The 20,632-nt window shown below is 50.6% G+C and carries 21 protein-coding genes and 1 pseudogene; 15 read left to right on the top strand and 7 right to left on the bottom strand.

Annotation, left to right across the window (positions count from 1 at the left end; genetic code table 11):
• Positions 1–20: 20 nt before the first annotated feature.
• The 15 genes from coaE to IPL17_RS08830 all read left to right on the top strand — a co-directional run bounded on the left by coaE (position 21) and on the right by IPL17_RS08830 (position 14,127).
• Complete coding sequence (coaE, locus tag IPL17_RS08900; protein WP_345306730.1) at positions 21–1,166, top strand: dephospho-CoA kinase; 1,146 nt, start codon at positions 21–23, stop codon at positions 1,164–1,166.
• A 74-nt stretch (positions 1,167–1,240) separates the two neighbouring features.
• On the top strand, positions 1,241–2,113 hold the full coding sequence (cdaA, locus tag IPL17_RS08895) for a diadenylate cyclase CdaA (protein ID WP_345306729.1): 873 nt from the start codon (positions 1,241–1,243) through the stop codon (positions 2,111–2,113).
• A complete protein-coding gene (locus tag IPL17_RS08890) occupies positions 2,113–3,366 on the top strand; it encodes a CdaR family protein (RefSeq protein WP_345306728.1) in 1,254 nt (417 codons plus the stop codon). Before cdaA ends, IPL17_RS08890 begins: the two co-directional genes overlap by 1 nt.
• Positions 3,367–3,447: 81 nt before the next feature.
• Complete coding sequence (der, locus tag IPL17_RS08885; RefSeq protein ID WP_345306727.1) at positions 3,448–4,812, top strand: ribosome biogenesis GTPase Der; 1,365 nt, start codon at positions 3,448–3,450, stop codon at positions 4,810–4,812.
• A gap of 4 nt (positions 4,813–4,816) precedes the next feature.
• On the top strand, positions 4,817–5,191 hold the full coding sequence (locus IPL17_RS08880; protein ID WP_345306726.1) for a DUF3054 family protein: 375 nt from the start codon (positions 4,817–4,819) through the stop codon (positions 5,189–5,191).
• An 11-nt stretch (positions 5,192–5,202) separates the two neighbouring features.
• Positions 5,203–5,811, top strand: a complete 609-nt coding sequence (locus IPL17_RS08875; protein ID WP_345306725.1) for a sigma-70 family RNA polymerase sigma factor — start codon at positions 5,203–5,205, stop codon at positions 5,809–5,811.
• Positions 5,808–6,521, top strand: coding sequence for a hypothetical protein (locus IPL17_RS08870; RefSeq protein WP_345306724.1), 714 nt, complete (start codon positions 5,808–5,810; stop codon positions 6,519–6,521). Before IPL17_RS08875 ends, IPL17_RS08870 begins: the two co-directional genes overlap by 4 nt.
• Before the next feature lie 16 nt (positions 6,522–6,537).
• On the top strand, positions 6,538–7,029 hold the full coding sequence (locus tag IPL17_RS08865; RefSeq protein ID WP_345306723.1) for an NUDIX hydrolase: 492 nt from the start codon (positions 6,538–6,540) through the stop codon (positions 7,027–7,029).
• Positions 7,030–7,135: 106 nt separating this feature from the next.
• Positions 7,136–7,822, top strand: coding sequence for a hypothetical protein (locus IPL17_RS08860; protein ID WP_345306722.1), 687 nt, complete (start codon positions 7,136–7,138; stop codon positions 7,820–7,822).
• A 111-nt stretch (positions 7,823–7,933) separates the two neighbouring features.
• A complete protein-coding gene (locus IPL17_RS08855; protein WP_345306721.1) occupies positions 7,934–8,560 on the top strand; it encodes a hypothetical protein in 627 nt (208 codons plus the stop codon).
• A gap of 60 nt (positions 8,561–8,620) precedes the next feature.
• The gene (amrB, locus tag IPL17_RS08850; RefSeq protein ID WP_345306720.1) at positions 8,621–9,448 is read left to right on the top strand and encodes an AmmeMemoRadiSam system protein B; all 828 of its coding nucleotides are present in this window, start codon (positions 8,621–8,623) and stop codon (positions 9,446–9,448) included.
• A gap of 7 nt (positions 9,449–9,455) precedes the next feature.
• Positions 9,456–11,873: a primosomal protein N' gene (priA, locus tag IPL17_RS08845; protein ID WP_345306719.1), complete on the top strand. Its 2,418-nt coding sequence runs from the start codon at positions 9,456–9,458 to the stop codon at positions 11,871–11,873.
• Positions 11,874–11,902: 29 nt separating this feature from the next.
• Positions 11,903–12,799, top strand: a complete 897-nt coding sequence (locus IPL17_RS08840) for a hypothetical protein (protein ID WP_345306718.1) — start codon at positions 11,903–11,905, stop codon at positions 12,797–12,799.
• Between the two features lie 121 nt (positions 12,800–12,920).
• Positions 12,921–13,433 carry a phosphoribosyltransferase family protein gene (locus IPL17_RS08835; RefSeq protein WP_345306717.1) on the top strand — a complete coding sequence of 171 codons (513 nt, stop codon included), beginning with the start codon at positions 12,921–12,923 and terminating at the stop codon, positions 13,431–13,433.
• Positions 13,434–13,440: 7 nt separating this feature from the next.
• On the top strand, positions 13,441–14,127 hold the full coding sequence (locus IPL17_RS08830; RefSeq protein WP_345306716.1) for a Crp/Fnr family transcriptional regulator: 687 nt from the start codon (positions 13,441–13,443) through the stop codon (positions 14,125–14,127).
• A 46-nt stretch (positions 14,128–14,173) separates the two neighbouring features.
• Here the strand turns inward: IPL17_RS08830 and IPL17_RS08825 are convergent, their stop codons facing one another.
• The 7 genes and pseudogenes from IPL17_RS08825 to IPL17_RS08795 all read right to left on the bottom strand — a co-directional run bounded on the left by IPL17_RS08825 (position 14,174) and on the right by IPL17_RS08795 (position 20,530).
• Positions 14,174–14,623 carry a DUF6174 domain-containing protein gene (locus tag IPL17_RS08825; RefSeq protein WP_345306715.1) on the bottom strand — a complete coding sequence of 150 codons (450 nt, stop codon included), beginning with the start codon at positions 14,621–14,623 and terminating at the stop codon, positions 14,174–14,176.
• Between the two features lie 115 nt (positions 14,624–14,738).
• Positions 14,739–15,883 (bottom strand): annotated as a pseudogene (locus tag IPL17_RS08820) (ammonia-forming cytochrome c nitrite reductase subunit c552).
• Positions 15,884–16,089: 206 nt separating this feature from the next.
• On the bottom strand, positions 16,090–16,578 hold the full coding sequence (gene nrfH / locus IPL17_RS08815; protein WP_345306714.1) for a cytochrome c nitrite reductase small subunit: 489 nt from the start codon (positions 16,576–16,578) through the stop codon (positions 16,090–16,092).
• A 172-nt stretch (positions 16,579–16,750) separates the two neighbouring features.
• Positions 16,751–17,914 carry a glycosyltransferase gene (locus tag IPL17_RS08810; protein ID WP_345306713.1) on the bottom strand — a complete coding sequence of 388 codons (1,164 nt, stop codon included), beginning with the start codon at positions 17,912–17,914 and terminating at the stop codon, positions 16,751–16,753.
• Positions 17,915–17,974: 60 nt separating this feature from the next.
• Positions 17,975–18,796 carry an SbcC/MukB-like Walker B domain-containing protein gene (locus IPL17_RS08805; protein ID WP_345306712.1) on the bottom strand — a complete coding sequence of 274 codons (822 nt, stop codon included), beginning with the start codon at positions 18,794–18,796 and terminating at the stop codon, positions 17,975–17,977.
• A gap of 194 nt (positions 18,797–18,990) precedes the next feature.
• Positions 18,991–19,602 carry a hypothetical protein gene (locus IPL17_RS08800; protein WP_345306711.1) on the bottom strand — a complete coding sequence of 204 codons (612 nt, stop codon included), beginning with the start codon at positions 19,600–19,602 and terminating at the stop codon, positions 18,991–18,993.
• A 49-nt stretch (positions 19,603–19,651) separates the two neighbouring features.
• The gene (locus IPL17_RS08795) at positions 19,652–20,530 is read right to left on the bottom strand and encodes an SMC family ATPase (protein ID WP_345306710.1); all 879 of its coding nucleotides are present in this window, start codon (positions 20,528–20,530) and stop codon (positions 19,652–19,654) included.
• Positions 20,531–20,632 lie beyond the last annotated feature (102 nt).

The following is a 20,632-nucleotide window of genomic DNA, read 5'->3' as shown; positions in this document are numbered from 1 at the left end:
ATTTTCAAAGGGAAACACTTGTGAGCAACCAGCCCGGAAAATTCGTAATTGGCCTGACAGGCAACATCGCTACGGGAAAAAGCGTGGTGCGGCGGATGTTTGAGCACCTTGGCGCATACACCATTGACGCGGACGCATTAACCCACCGTACATATGCCAAAGGCGCCCCGGGCTATCAACAGGTAATTGATAAATTTGGAAAGTGGCTTGTCAACAAAGACGGTGAAATTGACCGCAGTAAACTTGGCAACCTGGTTTTCAATGACCGTGACGCCATGCAGCAGCTGGAAGCCATCGTGCATCCGTTTATTCGCCAGGCAGTGGATATTCTTATGCAACGCGCACCCCAGCGGGTGATCGTGATCGAAGCGATCAAATTGCTCGAGGGCGATCTGCGCAAGATCTGCAACTCAATTTGGGTTACCAATGCCCCGCAGGAAGTTCAGATCGAACGATTGATCCGCAAGCGCGGATTTACACGTGAGCGCGCGCTTGAACGAATCCATATGCAATCGTCACAAAGCGCCAAGGTAGCGATCGCTAATATTGTCATTACGAACACAGGTTCCTATGACTATCTTTGGAGACAGGTAAGCGCGGCATGGAAAGAGGTTGTACCCGGCGCATCCAAGACAGAGCCTGAACCCGTTGTCAAAAAACAGGGTACGACAGGCGCTGACTTTTCAGCCAAACGCGGCACGCCAAAAAATTCATCAGCCATAGCAGATTTTGTCACACGGTTAAGTAAGGGAAAACAAAAGATGACCGCCGAAAACGTGATGGAAGATTTCGGCGATAAAGCCTATATGCTCCTTCACCTGGACGGAAGTTTGGTCGGACTGGCAGGCTGGCAGGTGGAAAATCTTGTCACACGCACGACCGACATATTCCTTGAGGAGAATTTAAACAAACAAAAAGCGCTAGAGACTTTGGTTAAGGAAGTCGAGCGCGCTTCCAGTGAACTACAGAGCGAGGCATCGCTTGTCTTTCCAACAGGAGAGCTTGGGTCACAGGAATCACTCTGGAAACAACTTGGATACGAACGACGCACTCCTGAAACATTAGGTGTGCAAGCCTGGAAAGATGCAGCAAACGAATCGATGCCTTTAGGCGGATCATTTCTTTTTAAGCGATTGCGTCAGGACCGCGTCTTGCGCCCCATATAAGGATCAGGTATAGGTATCAGGTAATTAGGTTTGCCTTGTTCCTGATTACCCCCTTGATCCTACCACCCTGAACCGTGACAGAATTCCTCAACAACCTCTTTTTCATATTTCAACGCATTAGCTGGCTGAGCGTATTTGATATTTTGCTCGTCACGCTGATCTTTTTTGGGTTGTTATATTCCCTGCGTGATACCCAGGCGATGGCATTGCTGCGGGGTATGATCCTGCTCTTCGTCGGCATCATTCTGTTGACCAGTCTGGTGGATCTGCCTGCTTTTTCATGGTTCGCGCAGAATTCCCTGCCGGCCTTGTTGCTTTCCATCCCGGTCATTTTCGCCCCGGAAATCAGGCGGACTTTGGAACGCATCGGACGGGCTGGGAATGTATGGCAGTTCAAAGCGAAACCGTCTGATCTTGCCCTTGAGCAGACCATTCACGCAGTAGTTAGCGCAGCCGCAAGGTTATCCGCCCGCGAGCATGGCGCATTGATCATCCTGCAAAGGCTGGACAGTCTGGAAGAATACATTCAAAGCGGCGTGCAAATGAACGCGCGTGTCACACCGGAATTATTATTGCAGATATTTTATCCGAACACGCCTTTGCATGACGGCGCGGTGATCATTGTAGGATCACAGATCACAGCCGCGGCATGTGTGCTGCCTCTCTCAGCCAGCGGAATTTTGAACCGCTCGCCTGAACGCCAAATGGGACTGCGGCACCGCGCAGCGCTGGGCACCTCTGAAACCAGCGATGCCATCGCGCTGGTTGTCTCTGAGGAAACCGGCGCCATCTCCATTGCACATGCGGGTAGAATGTTAAGACGGCTTGACCCAGACCGCCTGGAAAATATCCTGACCGCGTTCTTCCGCCCGAATGGCAAGGCCGAAAAACTCAATCCATTTGAAAGAATATTCCCGGGTTTATTTCCCCGCAAAGAAGATAAATAATGCTGCATTGGATCAATAGAAATTACCGCACTTTTTTATGGGCGTTCGCGCTGGCAATGGCGGTATGGGTATCCGCAGTCACATCCGCGGACCCGGACGAGACCCGCGTACTGACAAACCCCGTGCCATTGCAGATCGTTGGTCAAGACCCCGGACTGATCCTCAACGATGAGATCCCAACAGCGGTGGAAGTGACTCTGCGCGCGCCGCGCTCCGTTTGGAGTTTGATCGAAGCGGACCCGCAGATCGTGCAGGCGATCCTGGATCTTTCAGGGTTAAGCTCAGGGGTCCATGAACTTGACCTGCAAATTCAAGTGGATGTCCGCCCGGTAAAGATCGAAAGCGTTACACCGCGTACGATCACCTGCACATTGGAACAGCTTGCAACGCAAACTCTGCCTGTAGAGCTAAGCATGAGCGGTGAAGCCGCCATCGGATATCAGGTAGGCGAGATCACCATCGACCCGCTGAAGATCGCAATGGCCGGCGCGCAATCTCAGGTCCAGAAAGTACAGCGCGCACGGGTATCTGTCAACTTGAGCGGTCTACGCGAAAATTTCGATCAGATTATCCCAGTGGAAATCCTCGATCAAAACGGTTTGCCAGTGGATGGGATCACAATATCACCGGAATTGGTTCGTGTGAGCATGCCGGTCAGTCAGCAGGGTGGATATCGTGATGTTGCTGTAAAAGTGATCGTAACCGGCCGTGTCGCGAGCGGCTACCGTCTGACGGACATTTCTGTTTTTCCACCTATTGTGACCGTGTTCGCAGGCAACACCCAGCTTGTCAACGCTTTACCCGGCGTGGTGGAAACCCAGCCGCTCGACCTGCAGAATGCGCAGGAGGATATCAATACAAGGCTGGCACTTAATTTGCCTGAGGGCATTTCCATCGTTGGAGATCAAACCGTCCTCATTCAGGCTGGAATCTCTCCGATCGAAAGCAGTGTTACACTGGCCGGTGAACGTGTAGAGATCATCGGTCTTGGCAGCGGGCTGACCGCGCAGGTATCACCGACAACAGTGGATGTGATCGTCTCCGGTCCCCTGCCTTTACTGGATACGCTCACCCGTCAGGATGTGCGCGTGACCGTGGACTTGAGCGGGCTGGGTGTCGGCACACATCAGATCACTCCCAGAGTGGAAGTACTGATCTCAAATGTTGTTGTAGAATCCATATTACCGAATACAATAGAAGTTGTCATCTCCCCCATCGGCATTCCCACCATTACTGTCACGCCGACGCCTTGATCGTTAATCAGGTCTCGATACATCCTTCGAAAAACGTCGGAACTACCTGACCACCAAATATAAATTGGAAATAAATATAAAATGAAACCTATCGTAGCCCTTGTAGGCCGACCGAATGTCGGTAAATCCACGTTATTCAACCGTTTTGCCGGCGAGCGCATCGCCATTGTAGATGATGTAGCCGGCACCACCCGCGACCGTATGTTCGGCGAAGCCGAATGGAATGGACGCAAATTCAGCATCATTGATACCGGCGGGATCGACCCAACTCATGGCGGCAAAACCCCGCTCTCAGTCGGCTCTGTCGATTTTATTGATGATATCCGCAGGCAGGCAACGGTCGCCATCCAGGAAGCAGATGCGGTTCTATTCATCAATGATGGCGAGACCGGCGTAACCGAACCAGACCGTGAAGTGGCTGAGATCCTGCGCCGCTCACAAAAGAAGTTAGCGGACGGCACGTTCTGGCCGCCGATCTTTGTCGTTGTCAATAAATGCGAATCGCAGGAACGACGCGATTCTTCGAGCGAATTCTATGAATTAGGATTAGGCGACCCGTTCGCCATCTCAGCCATCCATGGCACAAGCACCGGTGATATTCTCGATGCGCTTGTTGCAACCTTCCCTCCATCAGACGTCGAAGAAGAAGATGACAGCATCAAGATCGCCATTGTTGGAAAACCGAACGCGGGCAAGTCCAGCCTATTGAATAAATTGGTCGGCGAGGAACGCGTGATCGTCAGCCCCATCGCCGGAACGACCCGCGATTCAATCGACACAAAGATCGAATTCGGCGGCTTAAATGTTACATTGATCGATACAGCGGGCATCCGTAAGCGTGGAAAGATCGATCATGGTGTGGAGCAGTACAGTGTCTTGCGGGCATTCAAATCCATTGAGCGGGCTGACGTGGCCTTGTTGATGATCGACGCCACAACTGGCATCACCGCGCAGGATGCTCACATTGCCGGATATATTCTGGACGAATGGAAATCATGCGTGGTACTGGTCAATAAATGGGATGCCATTGAAAAAAACAATGAGACCATGGATGAATACACCGACAAGATCCGTCGGGAGTTAAATTTTATGTCCTATGTTCCCATTTTGTTCATTTCCGCCAAGACCGGTCAACGCATGGAACAGGTCCTGCCAATGGCGCTGCAGGTCCAGGAAGAACGCCTGGCACGGCTGACCACCTCCACACTAAACGAGATCATTCATAAAGCGCAGGATGCCCATCCGCATCCCACACACGCCGGGCGCGCGCTCAAAATGTATTATGCCACGCAGGTTCGCTCTGACCCGCCGACCTTCATGATCTATGTCAATGAACCAAAGTTAATGCACTTCACTTATATTCGATACTTGGAGAATCAGATCCGCGCGGAATATAGCTTTTTAGGAACTCCAATCCGCATCGTAACAAAAGGACGCAGGGAATAAGGGGATGGCGAAAAAAATATCTCTTATCCTGGGTGACACCCTCACATTAGCCATCGTTACGTTCATCGGCTTCGCTACTCATGGCGAAGCTGATGTCTCTTATTTATCGCGCATGGCAGCGTCCTTCTTTCCACTCATTCTCGCCTGGTTTCTCATCGCCCCGTGGCTCGGTCTATTCGACGAAGGTGTAACAGTAAACTATAAATTGCTCTGGCGGATATTCCCCGCAATGGTATTTGTCTCACCGCTGGCTGTGATCTTGCGCGCAGTTGCATTACACAGCGCGGCACAACCCCTTTTTGCGCTGATCTTCGGGCTGACCAACGCCCTGGGCATATTGGTTTGGAGAGTTATTTATCTTTTCATTGCAAGAAGGTAAAATACCCATCTATGGACGAAACTGCGCTCATACATTCCGCACAAAACGGTGATCTTGATTCGTTCAATACACTCATCCTGCATTATCAAGATTCTGTTTTTAATACCGCGCTTCGAATCATGGGCGACGAAGACCTTGCCCAGGATGCAGCCCAGGAAGCATTCATCTCCGCGTTTCGGAGCATCTCCACATTTCGCGGCGGATCATTCAAAGCCTGGTTGATGCGTATGGTCACAAACGCCTGCTACGATGAATTCCGCCGTCAAAAACGGCGACCCACAACCCCGCTTGAACCTGATACGGCGGACGGCGAGGAAATGGATTCTCCGAAATGGCTGGCAGACCCCAACATGACTCCAGCAGAACGATCCGAAGCCGATGAATTGGAACACGCCATACAACATTGCCTCGATGCGCTCCCAACCGATTTCCGCACAGTGGTTGTGTTGGCTGATATTCAAGGCATGGATTACAGCGAAGTGGCAACCGCCTCAAAGGTTCCACTTGGAACCATCAAGAGTCGGCTTGCGCGCGCGCGCCTGAGATTGCGTGAATGCCTGCGCGGTTTCGAGGAACTTTTACCTTCTTCATTTCGTCTGCAAGAGGAAGGCAACTTATGAAAAATTTCCGCGATATCGAACAACTCTCCGCTTATCTGGATGGACAACTCAGTTCATCTGATTCTGTGCGAATTGAGTCACGCATCTCTGCCGACCCCGAACTTGCTTCCACACTACATGACCTTCGCTCCGCCCGCGGCATTCTCCGAAAACTGCCCGCGCGCAAAGCGCCGCGCAACTTCACATTGACCCGCAAAATGGTCGGCTTGAAACCGCCATTGCCGCGCACATTTTCATTCTTTCGTTTCTCAACTGCGTTCGCTACATTTTTATTAATGCTGACATTCGCGGCGAATTCAATATTACCGCGCGTGAGCTTTGGCGCCGCGGCTCCCATGGCTGCCCAGGAAGGGTATGGGATCGGCGGTGGCGGCAGCGGCGGTGGATGCGAAGAGCCGTGTCTTCCAGCTTTGGTCGCCCCTGAAGCCGCCGCGACTGAAGCTCCGTCCATGGCAATGGAAGCGTTGCCAACGGAGGGACTCCCCTCTGCAAGCGAGGATGCGGCCCGGGTTGGGGAAACAGCCATAACAGCGACACCTGCTGCCAAAGAGGCAGGCAATGCAGCAGCACCGCAGGATCAGGATCAGCCTGGAGTTAAGAGTGAAGCGCTGATCCCCGCGTCATGGCAGCTTGGTCTATTGATCATCGGCCTGCTTAGCGCATTGACTATGTTCGCTTTGCGTCAATCTGCGATCCAAAAGTGGAAATAAATCCAAGTAAAAAATAATGGCAAGAAACGAGAATTTTAAGTTCTGTCCGCGTTGCGGGGCGGAAGTGGCGCACGAAGACAAGTATGGGATGGTGCGCCCAGTCTGTCCGCAGTGCGGGTGGATCCATTTTGTCGACCCAAAGGTTGCCGCGGCTGTCCTTATTGAGTGGGATGGCCGCGTTCTGCTTGTGCGGCGCACGAACGAGCCATTTCGCGGAATGTGGACCTTGCCGGCTGGTTTTGTAAATGGCGGTGAAGACCCCGCTGAAGCGGCCGCGCGTGAATGTTTGGAGGAGACGGGTCTGACCGTGCGTGTGACCCATGTTCTGGATGTGATCGCGGGACGGGAACATAATCGCGGTGCGGATTTTATTATCGTGTATCAGGCTGAAGTAATCAGCGGAGCACTGCTGGCAGCCGATGATGCCGACGCCGCGGAGTGGTTCGCGCGTGAAGCGCTGCCGCCTTTGGCGTTCAAGGCCACTCAAAGAATCCTGGCGGGAAATTAATTAGACATTGCAGTTATTTGTCAATATCACCAAAGTACTTTCGCATTGTTGGTTTCTAGAGTATCCTTGCGAAAATTTTTCAAACCCATACAAGGAGATTTAAGTCATGAAATCGCAATACCGCATGTTATTTGCTTTTGTTGTTTTCCTGGTGGCGATTGGCTGCGTATGCAGTACGACTGGCACCCCCACGCCCGCGCCAGTGCCAACTGACAAGCCAACCTCCATTCCAGTCCCAACCAAGGAATCCATATCCCTACCCACCGCCGCGCCGCAGCCCATTGATACGCCTGTCCCAAACAGCGGGGGGACCAGTTCTGATATCCTGACCTTTACAGATCAGAATGACCTGCTGGCTTTTGACCTGCCCGGTGACTGGACTTATGAACACACCGAACTGGGAGACCAGGTGTATTCGGATGCCGATGCGTACAGCGATCTATTTACATCTCCGGATGGCGCTGCCAGTATTGAAAGTCTGGTCATTTTTGCCGCGACCTCCCTGGATAATTCAACAAGCGCTGCCGCCGCATTAGACCTGTTACACAGGTTCTACAGTACGACAGGCAAGGTTGGCGATATCCGCATCTCCAGCGACCAGATCATGCAGGATGGATCGGAGCGTTTTGAGTGGACATCCAAAGGCGGCGATTATTCCGGCAGAACCTACTTCGAACTGCGTGGGAACAACCGAAAAACCTATTTGATGTTCACCGCCTGGTGGGTCAACGATGTGGATCAATCCACATTAGATGTGATTGACAACGCGATTAACTCCTACTACGTTCCCTAGCATATTTTTCAAAAAAGTGACTGGAGAGATCCAGTCACTTTTAATTTCTGTCTGGCCATTAATCACCATTTCCCCGGTCAAGTTTTCAAACACAGTTAAGAGCGATTTATTATGAGATCACAGACTTGTATTCCATTTGTAATCGTCGTTTTATTGTCCATCCTGAGTTCATCTTGTACCGCAAAAAGCGCGCCTACCGAAGCGCCCACCGCAGCGGCAACCATGGACGTCCCTGCCAGCACACCACAGGTAACGGATACGCCCATCCCAACCAGCGGCGGTTCGGAAATTACCATGTTCGTGGACCAGAACAACCTGTTCGCTATTGATCTACCCTCAAACTGGACTCGCGCAACCGAAGCGCAATCTGACCATTACACCGACACGTTCACATCCCCGGACGGCTCGGCAAAGATCGAGAGCCTGATCTATAACGATGGACAACCTTTCGAAGAAGCCAAGAACAAGGATTTCGCGCTTTACCTGCTGAACACCTACTATAGTTCCACGGGCAGGGCTGGCGATATCATTATCAACAGTGACCAGATGATGGAGAACGGTACGCAGCGTAATGAATGGAACTCAAAAAGCGGTGGGTACTCTGGCGTATCCTTCTTCGAACTGCGCGGAGATGACAAGGCGACCTTCCTGATGTTCACTGCTCAATGGAAGGATGGAACTGAGCAGGCAACGCTGGATATAGTTAATCAGATCATTGCGACGTTTAAAGCCCCGTAAGTAATTTGATAAAAAGTGACTGGCGAAATCCAGTCACTTTTTATATGCTACAATAATTTTATGCTTGATACTCGTCCCTCCCCTATCGCAGGCAGATGGTACGAAGCAAATCCCAAAACACTTGCCGCATCCATTGACTCGTACCTGAATAACGCCCAGCTTCCCGAACTCAACGGGGAAGTTATCGCTGTCATTGCTCCTCATGCGGGACACATCTACTCAGGGCATGTGGCAGGCTACGCATTTGCGGCGCTGCGCGGAATACAGCCAGATCTGGTCGTCATCCTTTCTCCATATCACAATTATTCTCCCCATCCATTCCTTGTCACAGCGCATCAGGCGTATGCCACGCCTTTGGGTGAGATTGAAGTAGACCGATCCGCGCTGGCAGAATTACAAACTGAACTTGGACTTCCCATTACAGCCATTACCAAAGACCAAGAACATTCGCTTGAAATTGAACTTCCCTTTTTACAGCGAGCGTTAAAAAACGAATTTAAACTGCTGCCGATCATGGTGCGTGCTGAGTCACCAAAGATCGCAAAAAATTTTGGTGATGCGCTTGCAAACGTTCTTAAAAACAAAAAAGCCCTCATCGTCGCATCCACAGATCTATCCCATTTCTACGATTCAAAGACCGCAGCCATTCTCGACCACGAAATGTTGAAGCGCTTCGAATCCTTCGACCCCGATTCCATTTTTGAAGCCGAGCAAACAGAAAAAGGATTTGCCTGCGGTCACGCGGCAGTCGCATCCATGCTCTGGGCGGCAAAGTCACTCGGCGCAGACAAAGTGCAAACGCTAAAATATGCCACCTCTGGCGACATCACAGGCGATCACACTTCCGTTGTTGGTTACGGCGCGGCAGTTGTCTTGAAGAAGATATAATCATCTTATGTTCGCCCGCATCGCAGTCAACGTCCCCACCATTACAAACCTATACGACTACTCCATTCCGCCCGAACTCGCGCGTGTGCAGGCGGGCTGTCTTGTCACCGCGCCATTTGGAAATCAGATCGTGCAGGGTGTGATCGTGGATTTGTTGGACTCTCCCTCCGTGGAGAATCCCAAGGCGATCATTGACCTGCTCGACCCTGCCCCCGTTCTGACTCCGCCCCAGCTTGCTCTGGCGATTCGATTGGCAGAATCAACGCTCAGTCCGCTCGCGTCCATCGTCAGCCTCATGCTGCCGACAGGGTTATCTCAGCAGGCAGATGTCACCTACGAATTACGCAACCCGAATTATGAAGACAAAACGCATGCCATCACAACCCGCCTGCTGAATTTACTAAAGGAACGCGGCATATTGCGCGGCCGTCAAATCGATTCCCATTTTGCGAGAATTGATTGGCGCAGAACCGCACAGGTGCTTGTTAAGAAAGGCATCCTTTCAACAAAGCATGTTCTTCCCGCGCCTCGGGTCAGACCAAAATTTGTACGCGTTGCCCAGCTTGCAGTTCCGCCCGCAGAAGCGCAGGAGCAAATGCCGAGCCTCGGAACAAAACAAACTTTGGCGCGCCGTCAGGCCGCGTTAAAATTTTTAATTCAACAACCCGATGCAATCAACCTTTCATGGGTCTATGCTGAAACAGGCTGCAAACTCGCAGACCTCCAAGAGCTTGAAGAGCGTGGACTGATCCGCTTGTTCGAAAGCGAGATATTTCGAGACTCCCTGGAAGGGATCGGCAGACAGATCAACAAGGAAACAAGTAGACAAGTACTTGAACTTACACCCGAGCAATCCGTTGCACTTGAAAACATTTTGAATGCACAGCCTGTCGCGACTTTTCTTCTGTACGGTATCACAGGCTCAGGCAAAACTGAAATTTACTTGCGAGCCGCAGAGGAAGCGGTCAAACACGACAAACAGGTGATCATCCTTGTGCCGGAGATCGCGTTGACTCCGCAGGCGGTGCGCCGTTTTCTTTCACGCTTCCCCGGGCAGGTGGGGATCGTCCACTCAAAATTATCCGAAGGTGAAAGATACGATACCTGGCGGCGCGCGCGTTCCGGGAAATTAAAAGTCATCATCGGTGCTCGTTCTGCCTTGTTCACACCCCTGCCCAATGTCGGCTTGATCGTTGTGGATGAATGTCACGATGGCTCATACTATCAATCCGATATCCAGCCTTCCTATCACGCCGTGACCGCCGCGCAGGAATACGCGCGGCTATGCGGCGCAGTGTGTGTGTTGGGATCTGCCACACCCACCATCGAGCAAAGATTCAATGCTGAGAACAAACAATCCATTAAGTTAGAGCTCCCCCGCCGTATCGTTGAAACTGGTCTGCCGCCCGTTCAGGTTGTGGACATGCGCGAGGAACTCAAGACAGGTAATCGCGGAATCTTCTCGCGTGTGCTGGCAGAGTCCCTGGCCGAAACCGTTTCGCGCGGCGAGCAAGCCATCCTCTTTCTGAATCGGCGCGGAACGGCCACGTATATTTTTTGTCGTGATTGCGGCCATGTTTTGAAGTGTCCCAATTGCGAAACACCGCTGACTTTACATGCCGAAAATAAAGTGCATTTGCTCTGCCACCATTGCGGATATACGCGCCAGAGACCGAAGACCTGTCCGAATTGCAACAGCATCCAGATCCGCGAATACGGGCTCGGCAGTGAAAAAGTGGAAGCCGATGTGCAAGCCATGTACCCCAATATCCGCACCCTGCGCTGGGATTGGGATACCACCCGCCAAAAAGACGCGCACGAAATGATCCTGACTCATTTTTCCAACCACCAGGCGGATGTGCTGGTTGGGACTCAAATGCTCGCCAAAGGACTCGACCTGCCCCTGGTGACTTTGGTCGGTATCGTGCTGGCAGATGTGGGACTGAATCTACCCGATCCATTTGCAAGCGAAAGAGTATTCCAAACGCTGACGCAGGTCGCAGGCCGCGCGGGGCGCTCCACATTGGGCGGCAAGGTCATCATGCAGACCTTCATGCCCGAACATTACGCAATCCAATTCGCGGCACAGCATGATGTGGATGGCTTTTATCTGCGCGAGTTGGAGTATCGCAAACAGCTGGGATATCCGCCATACACAAGACTGGCGCGGCTGGAGTATCGCCACGCTGACCCTGTCAAAGCGGAGGAAGAGTCAAAGAAAACAGCGGACAAGCTCAAGGTCAAAATCGAAGCGGAACGCCGTCATCAAACAGAATTGATCGGACCCGTTCCCTCGTTCTTCTCGAAAGTGGATGACCTGTATCGCTGGCAGATCGTGGTGCGCAGCCCCGATCCTGTTTCATTGCTGCGGGATATAAAATTAACAGATTGGCGAATTGAGATTGACCCAATAAGTTTGCTATAATCTGCGCATCTTTTACAGGAGTGTGAATTATGGAAAGTTTTTCCCGCGGTTGGTCTTTTCTTCAACAAGCCTGGGGCATGGCATTCAAGGACAAGGATCTGCTCAAGCCCTCGGTCTATGCGCTCGTGGTTGGGATGATCGTTTCAGTGATCGGGATCATCCCTCTGGCGATCGCATATTTTATTTTTGGCGGCTCGCAGGCAGGGAATTTTGTTCTCTTCATCCTGGGCGGCATTTTGGTTTTTGCGCAATTCGTGGTCACCTATGTTTTTTCAGGCATGACCGTGTACCTGATCTACGGGTATCTCTCTGAAGGCGATGGCCGCATGGACAAAGCCTGGGCGATCGTCCAGCGCGACTTCTTTGATATTCTCACATTGGCGGCGGCATCCACCGCTGTGAACATGTTAAAGAGCGCGGCCCAGCGTAACCGCAAGAATAGCGTTGTTTCAGGTCTGATGCGCTCGGCGACGAGTCTGCTCGAAACTTTGTGGACAGAAGCAGCCTATTTGATCCTGCCTGCCATGGTGATCGATGATCTAAATCTTAAGAACAGTCTGCAGCGTGTATGGAATATCACCAAACAGAATCTCCTGTTGATCGGTATCAGCACGGTCGGTGTGCGCTGGGTGACAGGCTTGATCAGTTTTGTATTCAGCGCGATCGGATTTGCGATCGCTTTTGTGATCGGCGGAGGATTGGGATTTGTCTCCGGCGGCAATACGGCAATTTCAGTTATTGGGATCGTGATCGGCGCTTTGGTCTTTTTTACATTCGTGATGGTGGCGAGTATTTTCAGTTCCTATACCAACACGGCATATCATACCTGCCTGTATATCTGGGCGCGTGATGTCGAAACCGCCAAAGCACAGGGCAGTTCTGTGCCGGTGAGTGCTCCCGCTCCATTGGCCGCGGCTTTAGCGTAATAAAATAATGTCATTGCGAGGAGCGTTGTTGCTCTTTGCGACGAAGCAATCTCCAACGTGATACGAGATTGCTTCGTCGGGAAAAGTATTCTCCTCGCAATGACAGAAAAAAAGGATTTCCATGCAACCTGCTGAACCTCGCCGAGAAATGATCACATGGCAGGAAGTGGATAAGTTAATTGATTATCTGCTTCCCCAATTTCACCGTGAATTTACCGCCATGGTAATGATTACACGCGGAGGCATCATTCCCGGCGGAATGCTGGCCGACGCGATGAACATTACCCACATCCTGACCGCCGCGGTAGATTTCCCAGCACAATCCAAGAGCCAAAAATCGAGCCTGATGGTCTGGCCGGAGTTCATTCAATTCCCTGCAGAGGATAAAGTGCGCGGCAGACCGACCTTGATCGTTGATGATGTTTGGGGTTCGGGGCGGACCATCACCGCAGTCAAGAATCGTGTTTCTGCCGCAGGTGGATTCGCCGAAACCTGCGTTCTGCACTTCAATCCCTATCGCAATCTATTTGGCAGCGCGCGCCCTGATTATTATGCCGCTGTGACGGATGGATATATCGTGTATCCCTGGGAAGTGAATCGCGGCACGGATCAGGTACTGCTCGGCGAAGTATAAACACATCATGAAAACGGTTGAAACAAAATTTGAAGAGCGCATCAAAACATTGAGGGGAAATCAATATTTTGACGAGCTTCCAGACAAGCTTTTGAAGGAAATTTCAGAACACATGAACATGCGTGAGTATCCACGTGGAGATGTTTTGTTCTGGGAAGGCGACCCTGCCAACGGGATGTACATCATGGAACAGGGCAGCGCCAAGATATTTCGCAGCTCTCCGCAGGGACGGCAGTATATTGTCCGCATTTTGCAGGAGCGCGATACCTTTGCAGAAGTACCGGCCTTTGATGGCGGAATGCATCCCGTCAACGTGGAAGCGCTGGAAACCTGCCGCGTTTGGGAAATTGACGGCGAGACGCTTCGGGAACTTGTCAATTTTTACCCGGCGTTCGCCCAAAAAATTATAAGAAATTACAGTCAAATGCTGCGCGGCATGGTGCGCATGGTAAGTGAGATGGCGTTCTATCAGGTAACCCATCGCCTGGCGCGTTTGATCGAGAGTATGCCTCAGGACAAATCCGCGCCGCATTGGACACAGGAACAACTCGCCGCGCAGTTGGGGACTGTCCGCGAAGTGGTGGCGCGTTCGCTGAAGGAGTTGGAACGCAGCGGCGCGATCAAAATGGAAGACCGCCGCATTCTCATTGCCGATAAAGAGATCTTTCAACAATGGGTACAACCCAACAATTAAAAGAGAGCCATGAAAATTCATGGCTCTCTTTTTGGGTCAAGCAGATTTACCTCAGCACTTCAAGATTGGATACTGAAAGACTGAGCTCGTCATCAGCGGCGGCTTTGATATAGTCAAAATATATCTCAGCGGGAAAGCCGCGGGTGGAGTCATATGTCACAGTGACTTCTTCTGCGTCGCCCGCCAGACCAGCTTCCAGTTCAGAAAAGAGGCGTTCGATCGTGGCGTGTTGAGAGAATAGCTCATAGTTTGGATCAGTCTCAGCGACCAGAGTCCCATCAGGATAGGTCATCGAAATAACTTCGCCATTCTGCACTTCAACAGTGATCGGCATTTTATCGCTGAAGACACAGAAGCATCCGATGTGCAGTGAAAAACGATAATGGGTAACGCCAGAGTCCTGCCAGGTTTGGCGGTTGCGGTCAAGTTCGGATGGCGCGGCAGCAGAACAAGCCGTGAGGATAACAATAAGGGTGAGTAGAATTAACTTTTTCATTTTAGCTCCTTGCTCAAAATAACGAAATATGAGTACAAAAAGTTCCCAGTTGACCCTGCCTTCCAAACAAAAACTCCCCGCCAATTGACGGGGAGTTGATCTTGATGAAATGAATTTACGGGGTCGGCGTCACATAATACGCGCCCGTATTAAGCAGGCTGGTATCGCCAATGGACTGCGCCGCGAGCATTTGCGCCTGTCGCGCGCGGTTGGTGGCGTCGGCCAAAGTCTTCAAGGCATATTCGGGATTATGGAAGCCAGTGCTATTTTCAGCAGAGACAATATCCCACATGTACTGCGCTTCGCGGTGAAGTTTGCGCGCTTCATCGAGCAATGCGGCGTCGGCATTGCCAGCGGCGACCGCGGCTTTGATGGCTGTGACCGCATCAATGATCGCATCCTCAGTGGAGATCTTTGTGGTGGCGACTTGTTCTTGAATAATGTTCACACGGTCAATTACATATTCAGTATCGGTGTGACATTGACCGCAGGATTCTTCCGGGTTGAGCAATGGGCTATGCACATCATGCGAGGAATACTTCGTCGCGCCGTCACGGGTGTATGGCATGTGACAATCTGCGCAGGAGACACCCGCATTATAGTGAGTGGAACCAGCGGTGAAGAATTCATATTCAGGATGCTGGGCTTTGAGCATGGGTGTATCGGTTTCAGGATAGACCCAATCTTTGAATCCAATTCTTCGTAATAGGTAAGGATTTCTTCAACCTTTGTGCCGTTGTCCCACGGGAAGGTGAGATATTTTCCGTCGCCCTTGAAATAATATTCAACATGACAGTTCGCGCAGACAACGGTCCGCATTTCCTGGCGGGTAAACGTTGTCCAATCCTTGCCCTGACGTTCAAAGGCTTCCTTGAGCGCGGGGTTGGTCACGATCAGGCGCATGGTGCCTGCCTCATGACAGTTGGCACAACCGAGAGTGTTATTGATGTTCGGCGTCATTTCATTGAACGACATCTTGTCATAGGCTTCCATGCCCATTCTGTCCCATAGACCAGGATTATCAGATGATTTGCAGGAATAGCATGTGGCGGGTGTATGTTTGGGATCGCTGTCATCCAGATTCAAACGCTTGGTGGCGCGCACATCATCGAGCATGTTGATGTGACCGCGGTCATCGTTGTAATCCTTGCTGAACGGGTAGCCCGCAAACAGGATCACCTGACGCGGATCACGTTCGAGCCATGAGAACTGCGAAGAACCCCCGTAGGTGGTATCCGTATTATTCGTCTTGGTCTTCATCAAAGAATCATATTGATTGGGGAAGTTGACAGCCCATTTTGCCGAATCAGGTTCCATGGGCGCGATCTCAACCAATGGCTGTACAGCGCGTTTTTCCGCAGGTTGATTCTTCACATAAGTCAGAACGCTGACAAGCACAACAGCCAGAACGACCACAAGGCCTGCCAAAATAAGATTAATATATTTTTTCATTGATGTATTCTCCTTTATTTGATCGGATAAATTGTCGAGTCTTGATAGGGAATATTTGAAGCGCCGCGTGTGCCATGCGCGATGTCACGATGGCAATCCCAGCAATAACGGTCAAAAGGCTGGGCGCCCATCACAACAGTTTCAGCAGCATCTTCATGGCAGTGGATACAATTGGCTTGAATGATCCCCTTGGTCTTTTCATTCGCGCGGATCGCCACAGGAATTCTCCCCGTCACAAAAGCGAAAGTATCCTTCGCGCCCTGCCTGCCCTTCTCGGCATAATACACCGCGAAGTTATCGTGCGGCAAATGACAGTCGGTACACTTGGCGAAATTTTCGTGCGCGCCATGATACCAATTTTCGTATTGCGAATCCATCACATGGCAATTTGCACAGGTTTCAGGCGCATTCCCGCCATAGGCGGCGGCATCTGAAACAAACACAAAATATCCAAGCGAAAAGATCGCGGCAGTAATAGCAAGAACGATTGGGAATTTTGACATTGGCTACCCTCGAATAAGATTAACTAATGCTTAATATAAATTAACCTTCGAAATCTTATTGTGACTTTTGTCACATTTTGACGAGGAAAATTCACCGTGAATTTATCTGATATTGAATTTTTAGCGCTTCATTCCCCACTCGTGCCTGCTCCCCCGGAATAGGCATTGACTTCTACTTTGGCTTGTACAACCTACCCTTCCAGGTCACACCTGTCCCTGAGATCACCTTCCACGCTGAAGTAAGCATCATGGAAGCGAAAACGCCTGCGCCTAAAGGTGTTGTCCACGCATACCAGGCCGAGATGTTCATCGCGCGTGCCACTCTTGCGCGCATCAAGATCAATACCCCAAATACTGTCAGCGCCTGCAAGATAATTCCCAATGCCAAGACATCACCTGTTTTTATATACAAGAGCAAACCAAGCACAGGCCAGATCGGCAGGAACAAGGCCGCGATCAAAGCCAGCAACGCGCCAAACGCGCCCAGCAATAACATGGATGGATGATCGCGCAAGCCAAGATAAATATTCTTCGTCCAGCCTTCCCACATGGTTGCCAGGGATGTGTACATTCGAGTACTTAAGACCTGCATCCCATCCGCAACGACAAGATGATATCCATTCCACTTTACTTGTTCCGAGATGGCTTTATCTTCAACGATCTGATCCTTTACGCTTTCATGTCCGCCGATGGCATCATAGACACTGCGCTTGATAAAAATGAATTGACCATTTGCGATCGCATCGCGAGTCTTTGGGTCATTGACCTTGCGCGGAGAGAAGCCCACTGAGAGTGCGGTCATCACCAATGGCATAACCACCTTCTCCCAGAACGAACCTAATATCTGCTGATTCATCGTGGTGAACAAGTCCGCTTTTGTTTCAATGGCTTTGGCATACACGGAGGAAATGGCTTCGGGTTTCAGAAATGTATCCGCATCCACAAAGCACAGCCACTCACCATGTGCCGCTGCCGAGGCTTGGAATAATGCATGGGGTTTTCCAGCCCAGCCTTCGGGTAGGTCTGATCCGCTGATCGGGATGAGGCGAGAATCACGGGACGCGATCTCTCTTAATTGAGACAGAGTAGCATCTGTGGAGCGATCATCCAAAATGATGACTTCAATATTGGGATAATCCTGTGCAAGTGCAGACTCAGCGCATCGGCGAATATTATTTTCTTCATTGCGGGCGGGAACACAAATTGAAATTAACGGAGGATTGATCGGCGGTTTCGCTGGCGTGACAATAATATCGAGATGATATTGATTGTGAATCCAAAAAATGATGATCAGCGCGGCGACAAAAAGAATAGTGGATGTTATGAAGTAAGGCATGGAAAATTGTCCAAGGTCGAAAGTCGAAGGCCTGCTTTTGACCTTGAACGTTCGACAAATTTATATGACGGTAACTGAGCTTCCCCGATCTGTCTTTTCAATTTCAATGCGATTTGGGAACGCATCCTTGAGTTCATCAAGATGAGTGATGACGAGTATTTTTGCAAAATCATGTTTGACAAGATTAATGGCTTCAATGAGTCTCTGGCGGCCCTGCGCATCCTGCGAACCAAAGCCTTCGTCAATGACAAGCGTTTGCAAACGCGCGCCTTTACGCTGCGCAAGAATTTCAGAGAGCGCCAGCCGAATGGCAAAATTAACACGGAAAGCTTCGCCGCCCGAATACATTTCATAATCACGCAGTCCCGATGAATCGCTGATCTGAATATCCAGCGTTTCTTTCAAATCATCACGTTTCTTATCCTTGTATTCAGCCTGCGTTACAAAACGAATCGACATTTGTCCGTCGCTTAATCGTTCAAGCAGGTCATTCGCTTTTTGTTCGATCTGCGGAAGCGCCTGTTCAATTAATAGAGCTGGCACACCATCCTTGCCGAATGCGCGTTCCAATGTTTTGTGACGGACGATCCTCTGGTTGTGTTCTTCGCGTTGGACGGCATAATCTTTTTTACGCGCGCGAAGTGTAGTTAATACATCCACTTTTTGACGGGCGGCACCGACCAGATCACGGGTTCGATTTTCATCTTCACGCAGCGTATACAGTTCGCGTTCCACAATATCCAGGTTGGGAGATGCCCCTTCGGCAGTTTGGAGATTTTTTAGCGAGACTTGATAATCGGTGTCCAGGCTGACGATTTCGGTTCTTCGATTTTCGATTTCGGACTCGAGATTGGAAATTTCACCTTCAATCTGTTTGTTCACTTCACGAGCTGACTTTAGACTATTAAACTCCTCCTCGGTGCTGCGGCCATGTGTTACAGTGAGTCTTACTGCTTCGTGCGCAGCGTGTCATAGCCAAGTTTTGCAAGTTCCTTATCCAGTTTTGTCAGTTGTTTGCGCGCATCCGCCGAAAAGATTCTTTTTCCAGAATTTTGGTTACATCTGCAAGGCGTTTTTTACCGGATTTTTCCCAATCTTTCGCAAGGCTGCAAAGTCTCGATCCGTTCGGTGAGCTGGGAGATGGTGCTGGAATATTTCAGTCGGTCGTTTTCCGCATTCGCAAGTTTCGCAATATTTGAGCTGATATCCGCCAGTTCTTTTTCGAGGTCGTCATTCTCGGTCTTATTGGCGCGGAACTTATCCCCTTTTTGCTTGCCTTCCTCTTCCAACTGTTCAAGAGTGGACTGACGGTGCTTATCAGTCAGATCCTGACCACACAACGGACAGGTCGCGCCGTCTGCGGCTTTGAGCGATTCGATCCGCTCCTTTAGGCTGTTCATGCTTTCTTTGAGTGCTTCGTTCTCCGCTTTCAGAAATGCCTGTCTTTCACGCGCGACATTTCTTCTGTTTTCCAAGTCCGCACGTTCAATGACCTTCGCCTCTGCATCCTGTAATTCCGCTTGAGATTTTTCAATTTCAAGGTTGAGCATATTGACAGAATCGTTTTGACTGCCCATCTCTTCCTGCTCAATCAAAAGACCGCGCTGTTCTTCTTCCAATCTGGCTTTTTCTGTTGCAATTTGTTCCAACAGCGGAGTGCGATCCTTCTCATGTTCGCGAAATTTCATCGCGACCTGATCCAGCTCTTCCAATTCCTTGCGCGCCTTTTGCCAGCCTTTATAAGCGGATTCGATCTCTTTTGCGCGGCTGATCAGATCTGGTATCCAGTTCGGTCCGACTCTTTTTCCGAGAGCCTGGTCTCAAGTCCGCGCAGGAAAAGCGCACGCGCTCCAGTGAAGCGGCCAATGTGTCAATATGTTTGCGCTGTTCCGCAAGCAATGCCGCATTCTTCCTGATATTCTCCAGCGCAGATTCCTGCACAGCACGGGTGGATGAGAGCTGCTTCAAGGTGGTCTCAAGTTCCGCCAGCCGTGACTTGCGTACATCTTCCTCCGACAATTCAGTGTCAATCTCAGCGATGCGGCCGTCTATTTCATCCACCTCGCGTTCGATGAGTTTTCTTCTTTCAGCGGTGCGATCCTTAAATTCATCCCAAACTTCCAAACCAAGGATCGTCCCCAGAACAGTTTTTCGCTCGCTGGCTTTCTTCTGCGTGAACTGGTCAGCTTTGCCCTGCAGAAAAAAAGACGCATTGATAAAGGTCTCATAATCCAGCCGTAAAGTCTGCTCGATTCGCGCTTGTGTATCACGGGTTGTTTTTTCAGTGAGGGGTTTCCAATTTTCCTTGTCCTGAACCTGAAATTCAAGCACAGTGCTTTTTCCGCGCGGAAGAGTTCTTTGCACGCGAAACACATTCCCTTCATATTCAAAGATCAAGGCAACTTCCGCGGCTTTGACATCCTTATGCAAATTGATGACATCCATCCCCTTTCCACGGGCCTCACCGAACAAAACCCAGGTCAATGCATCCAGCAGAGAAGATTTACCCGCTCCGTTATGACCCGATATACAAGCAAGTTCAAAAGAATTGAAATCAAGATCGGCCGGGTCCCGATAAGAAAGAAAGCCTGAAATGCGAAGATGGCGGGGAATCATGATGGAACATATCCTGTTGAAAAGAAGGTGTAATTTTGATCGCTAAAAACATCGAACGAGCGCGGGAAATATCTTATTGATGATGTTGGATTATAATCGACG

It is taken from the genome of Candidatus Villigracilis saccharophilus, assembly GCF_016711665.1.
Note: the sequence above shows the minus strand (reverse complement) of the source record. Positions and strands in the feature narration are given on the sequence as shown.

What these genes read in the sequence shown, in the direction of transcription:
- der (WP_345306727.1), top strand. Translation starts at nt 3,448, where the DNA reads ATGAAACCTATCGTAGCCCTTGTAGGCCGACCGAATGTCGGTAAATCC.
- IPL17_RS08890 (WP_345306728.1), top strand. Translation starts at nt 2,113, where the DNA reads ATGCTGCATTGGATCAATAGAAATTACCGCACTTTTTTATGGGCGTTC.
- nrfH (WP_345306714.1), bottom strand. Translation starts at nt 16,578, where the DNA reads ATGTCAAAATTCCCAATCGTTCTTGCTATTACTGCCGCGATCTTTTCG.
- IPL17_RS08880 (WP_345306726.1), top strand. Translation starts at nt 4,817, where the DNA reads ATGGCGAAAAAAATATCTCTTATCCTGGGTGACACCCTCACATTAGCC.
- IPL17_RS08810 (WP_345306713.1), bottom strand. Translation starts at nt 17,914, where the DNA reads ATGCCTTACTTCATAACATCCACTATTCTTTTTGTCGCCGCGCTGATC.
- IPL17_RS08855 (WP_345306721.1), top strand. Translation starts at nt 7,934, where the DNA reads ATGAGATCACAGACTTGTATTCCATTTGTAATCGTCGTTTTATTGTCC.
- IPL17_RS08835 (WP_345306717.1), top strand. Translation starts at nt 12,921, where the DNA reads ATGCAACCTGCTGAACCTCGCCGAGAAATGATCACATGGCAGGAAGTG.
- priA (WP_345306719.1), top strand. Translation starts at nt 9,456, where the DNA reads ATGTTCGCCCGCATCGCAGTCAACGTCCCCACCATTACAAACCTATAC.
- IPL17_RS08800 (WP_345306711.1), bottom strand. Translation starts at nt 19,602, where the DNA reads ATGAAATTTCGCGAACATGAGAAGGATCGCACTCCGCTGTTGGAACAA.
- IPL17_RS08870 (WP_345306724.1), top strand. Translation starts at nt 5,808, where the DNA reads ATGAAAAATTTCCGCGATATCGAACAACTCTCCGCTTATCTGGATGGA.
- IPL17_RS08865 (WP_345306723.1), top strand. Translation starts at nt 6,538, where the DNA reads ATGGCAAGAAACGAGAATTTTAAGTTCTGTCCGCGTTGCGGGGCGGAA.
- IPL17_RS08875 (WP_345306725.1), top strand. Translation starts at nt 5,203, where the DNA reads ATGGACGAAACTGCGCTCATACATTCCGCACAAAACGGTGATCTTGAT.
- IPL17_RS08840 (WP_345306718.1), top strand. Translation starts at nt 11,903, where the DNA reads ATGGAAAGTTTTTCCCGCGGTTGGTCTTTTCTTCAACAAGCCTGGGGC.
- IPL17_RS08860 (WP_345306722.1), top strand. Translation starts at nt 7,136, where the DNA reads ATGAAATCGCAATACCGCATGTTATTTGCTTTTGTTGTTTTCCTGGTG.
- IPL17_RS08830 (WP_345306716.1), top strand. Translation starts at nt 13,441, where the DNA reads ATGAAAACGGTTGAAACAAAATTTGAAGAGCGCATCAAAACATTGAGG.
- amrB (WP_345306720.1), top strand. Translation starts at nt 8,621, where the DNA reads ATGCTTGATACTCGTCCCTCCCCTATCGCAGGCAGATGGTACGAAGCA.
- IPL17_RS08825 (WP_345306715.1), bottom strand. Translation starts at nt 14,623, where the DNA reads ATGAAAAAGTTAATTCTACTCACCCTTATTGTTATCCTCACGGCTTGT.
- IPL17_RS08795 (WP_345306710.1), bottom strand. Translation starts at nt 20,530, where the DNA reads ATGATTCCCCGCCATCTTCGCATTTCAGGCTTTCTTTCTTATCGGGAC.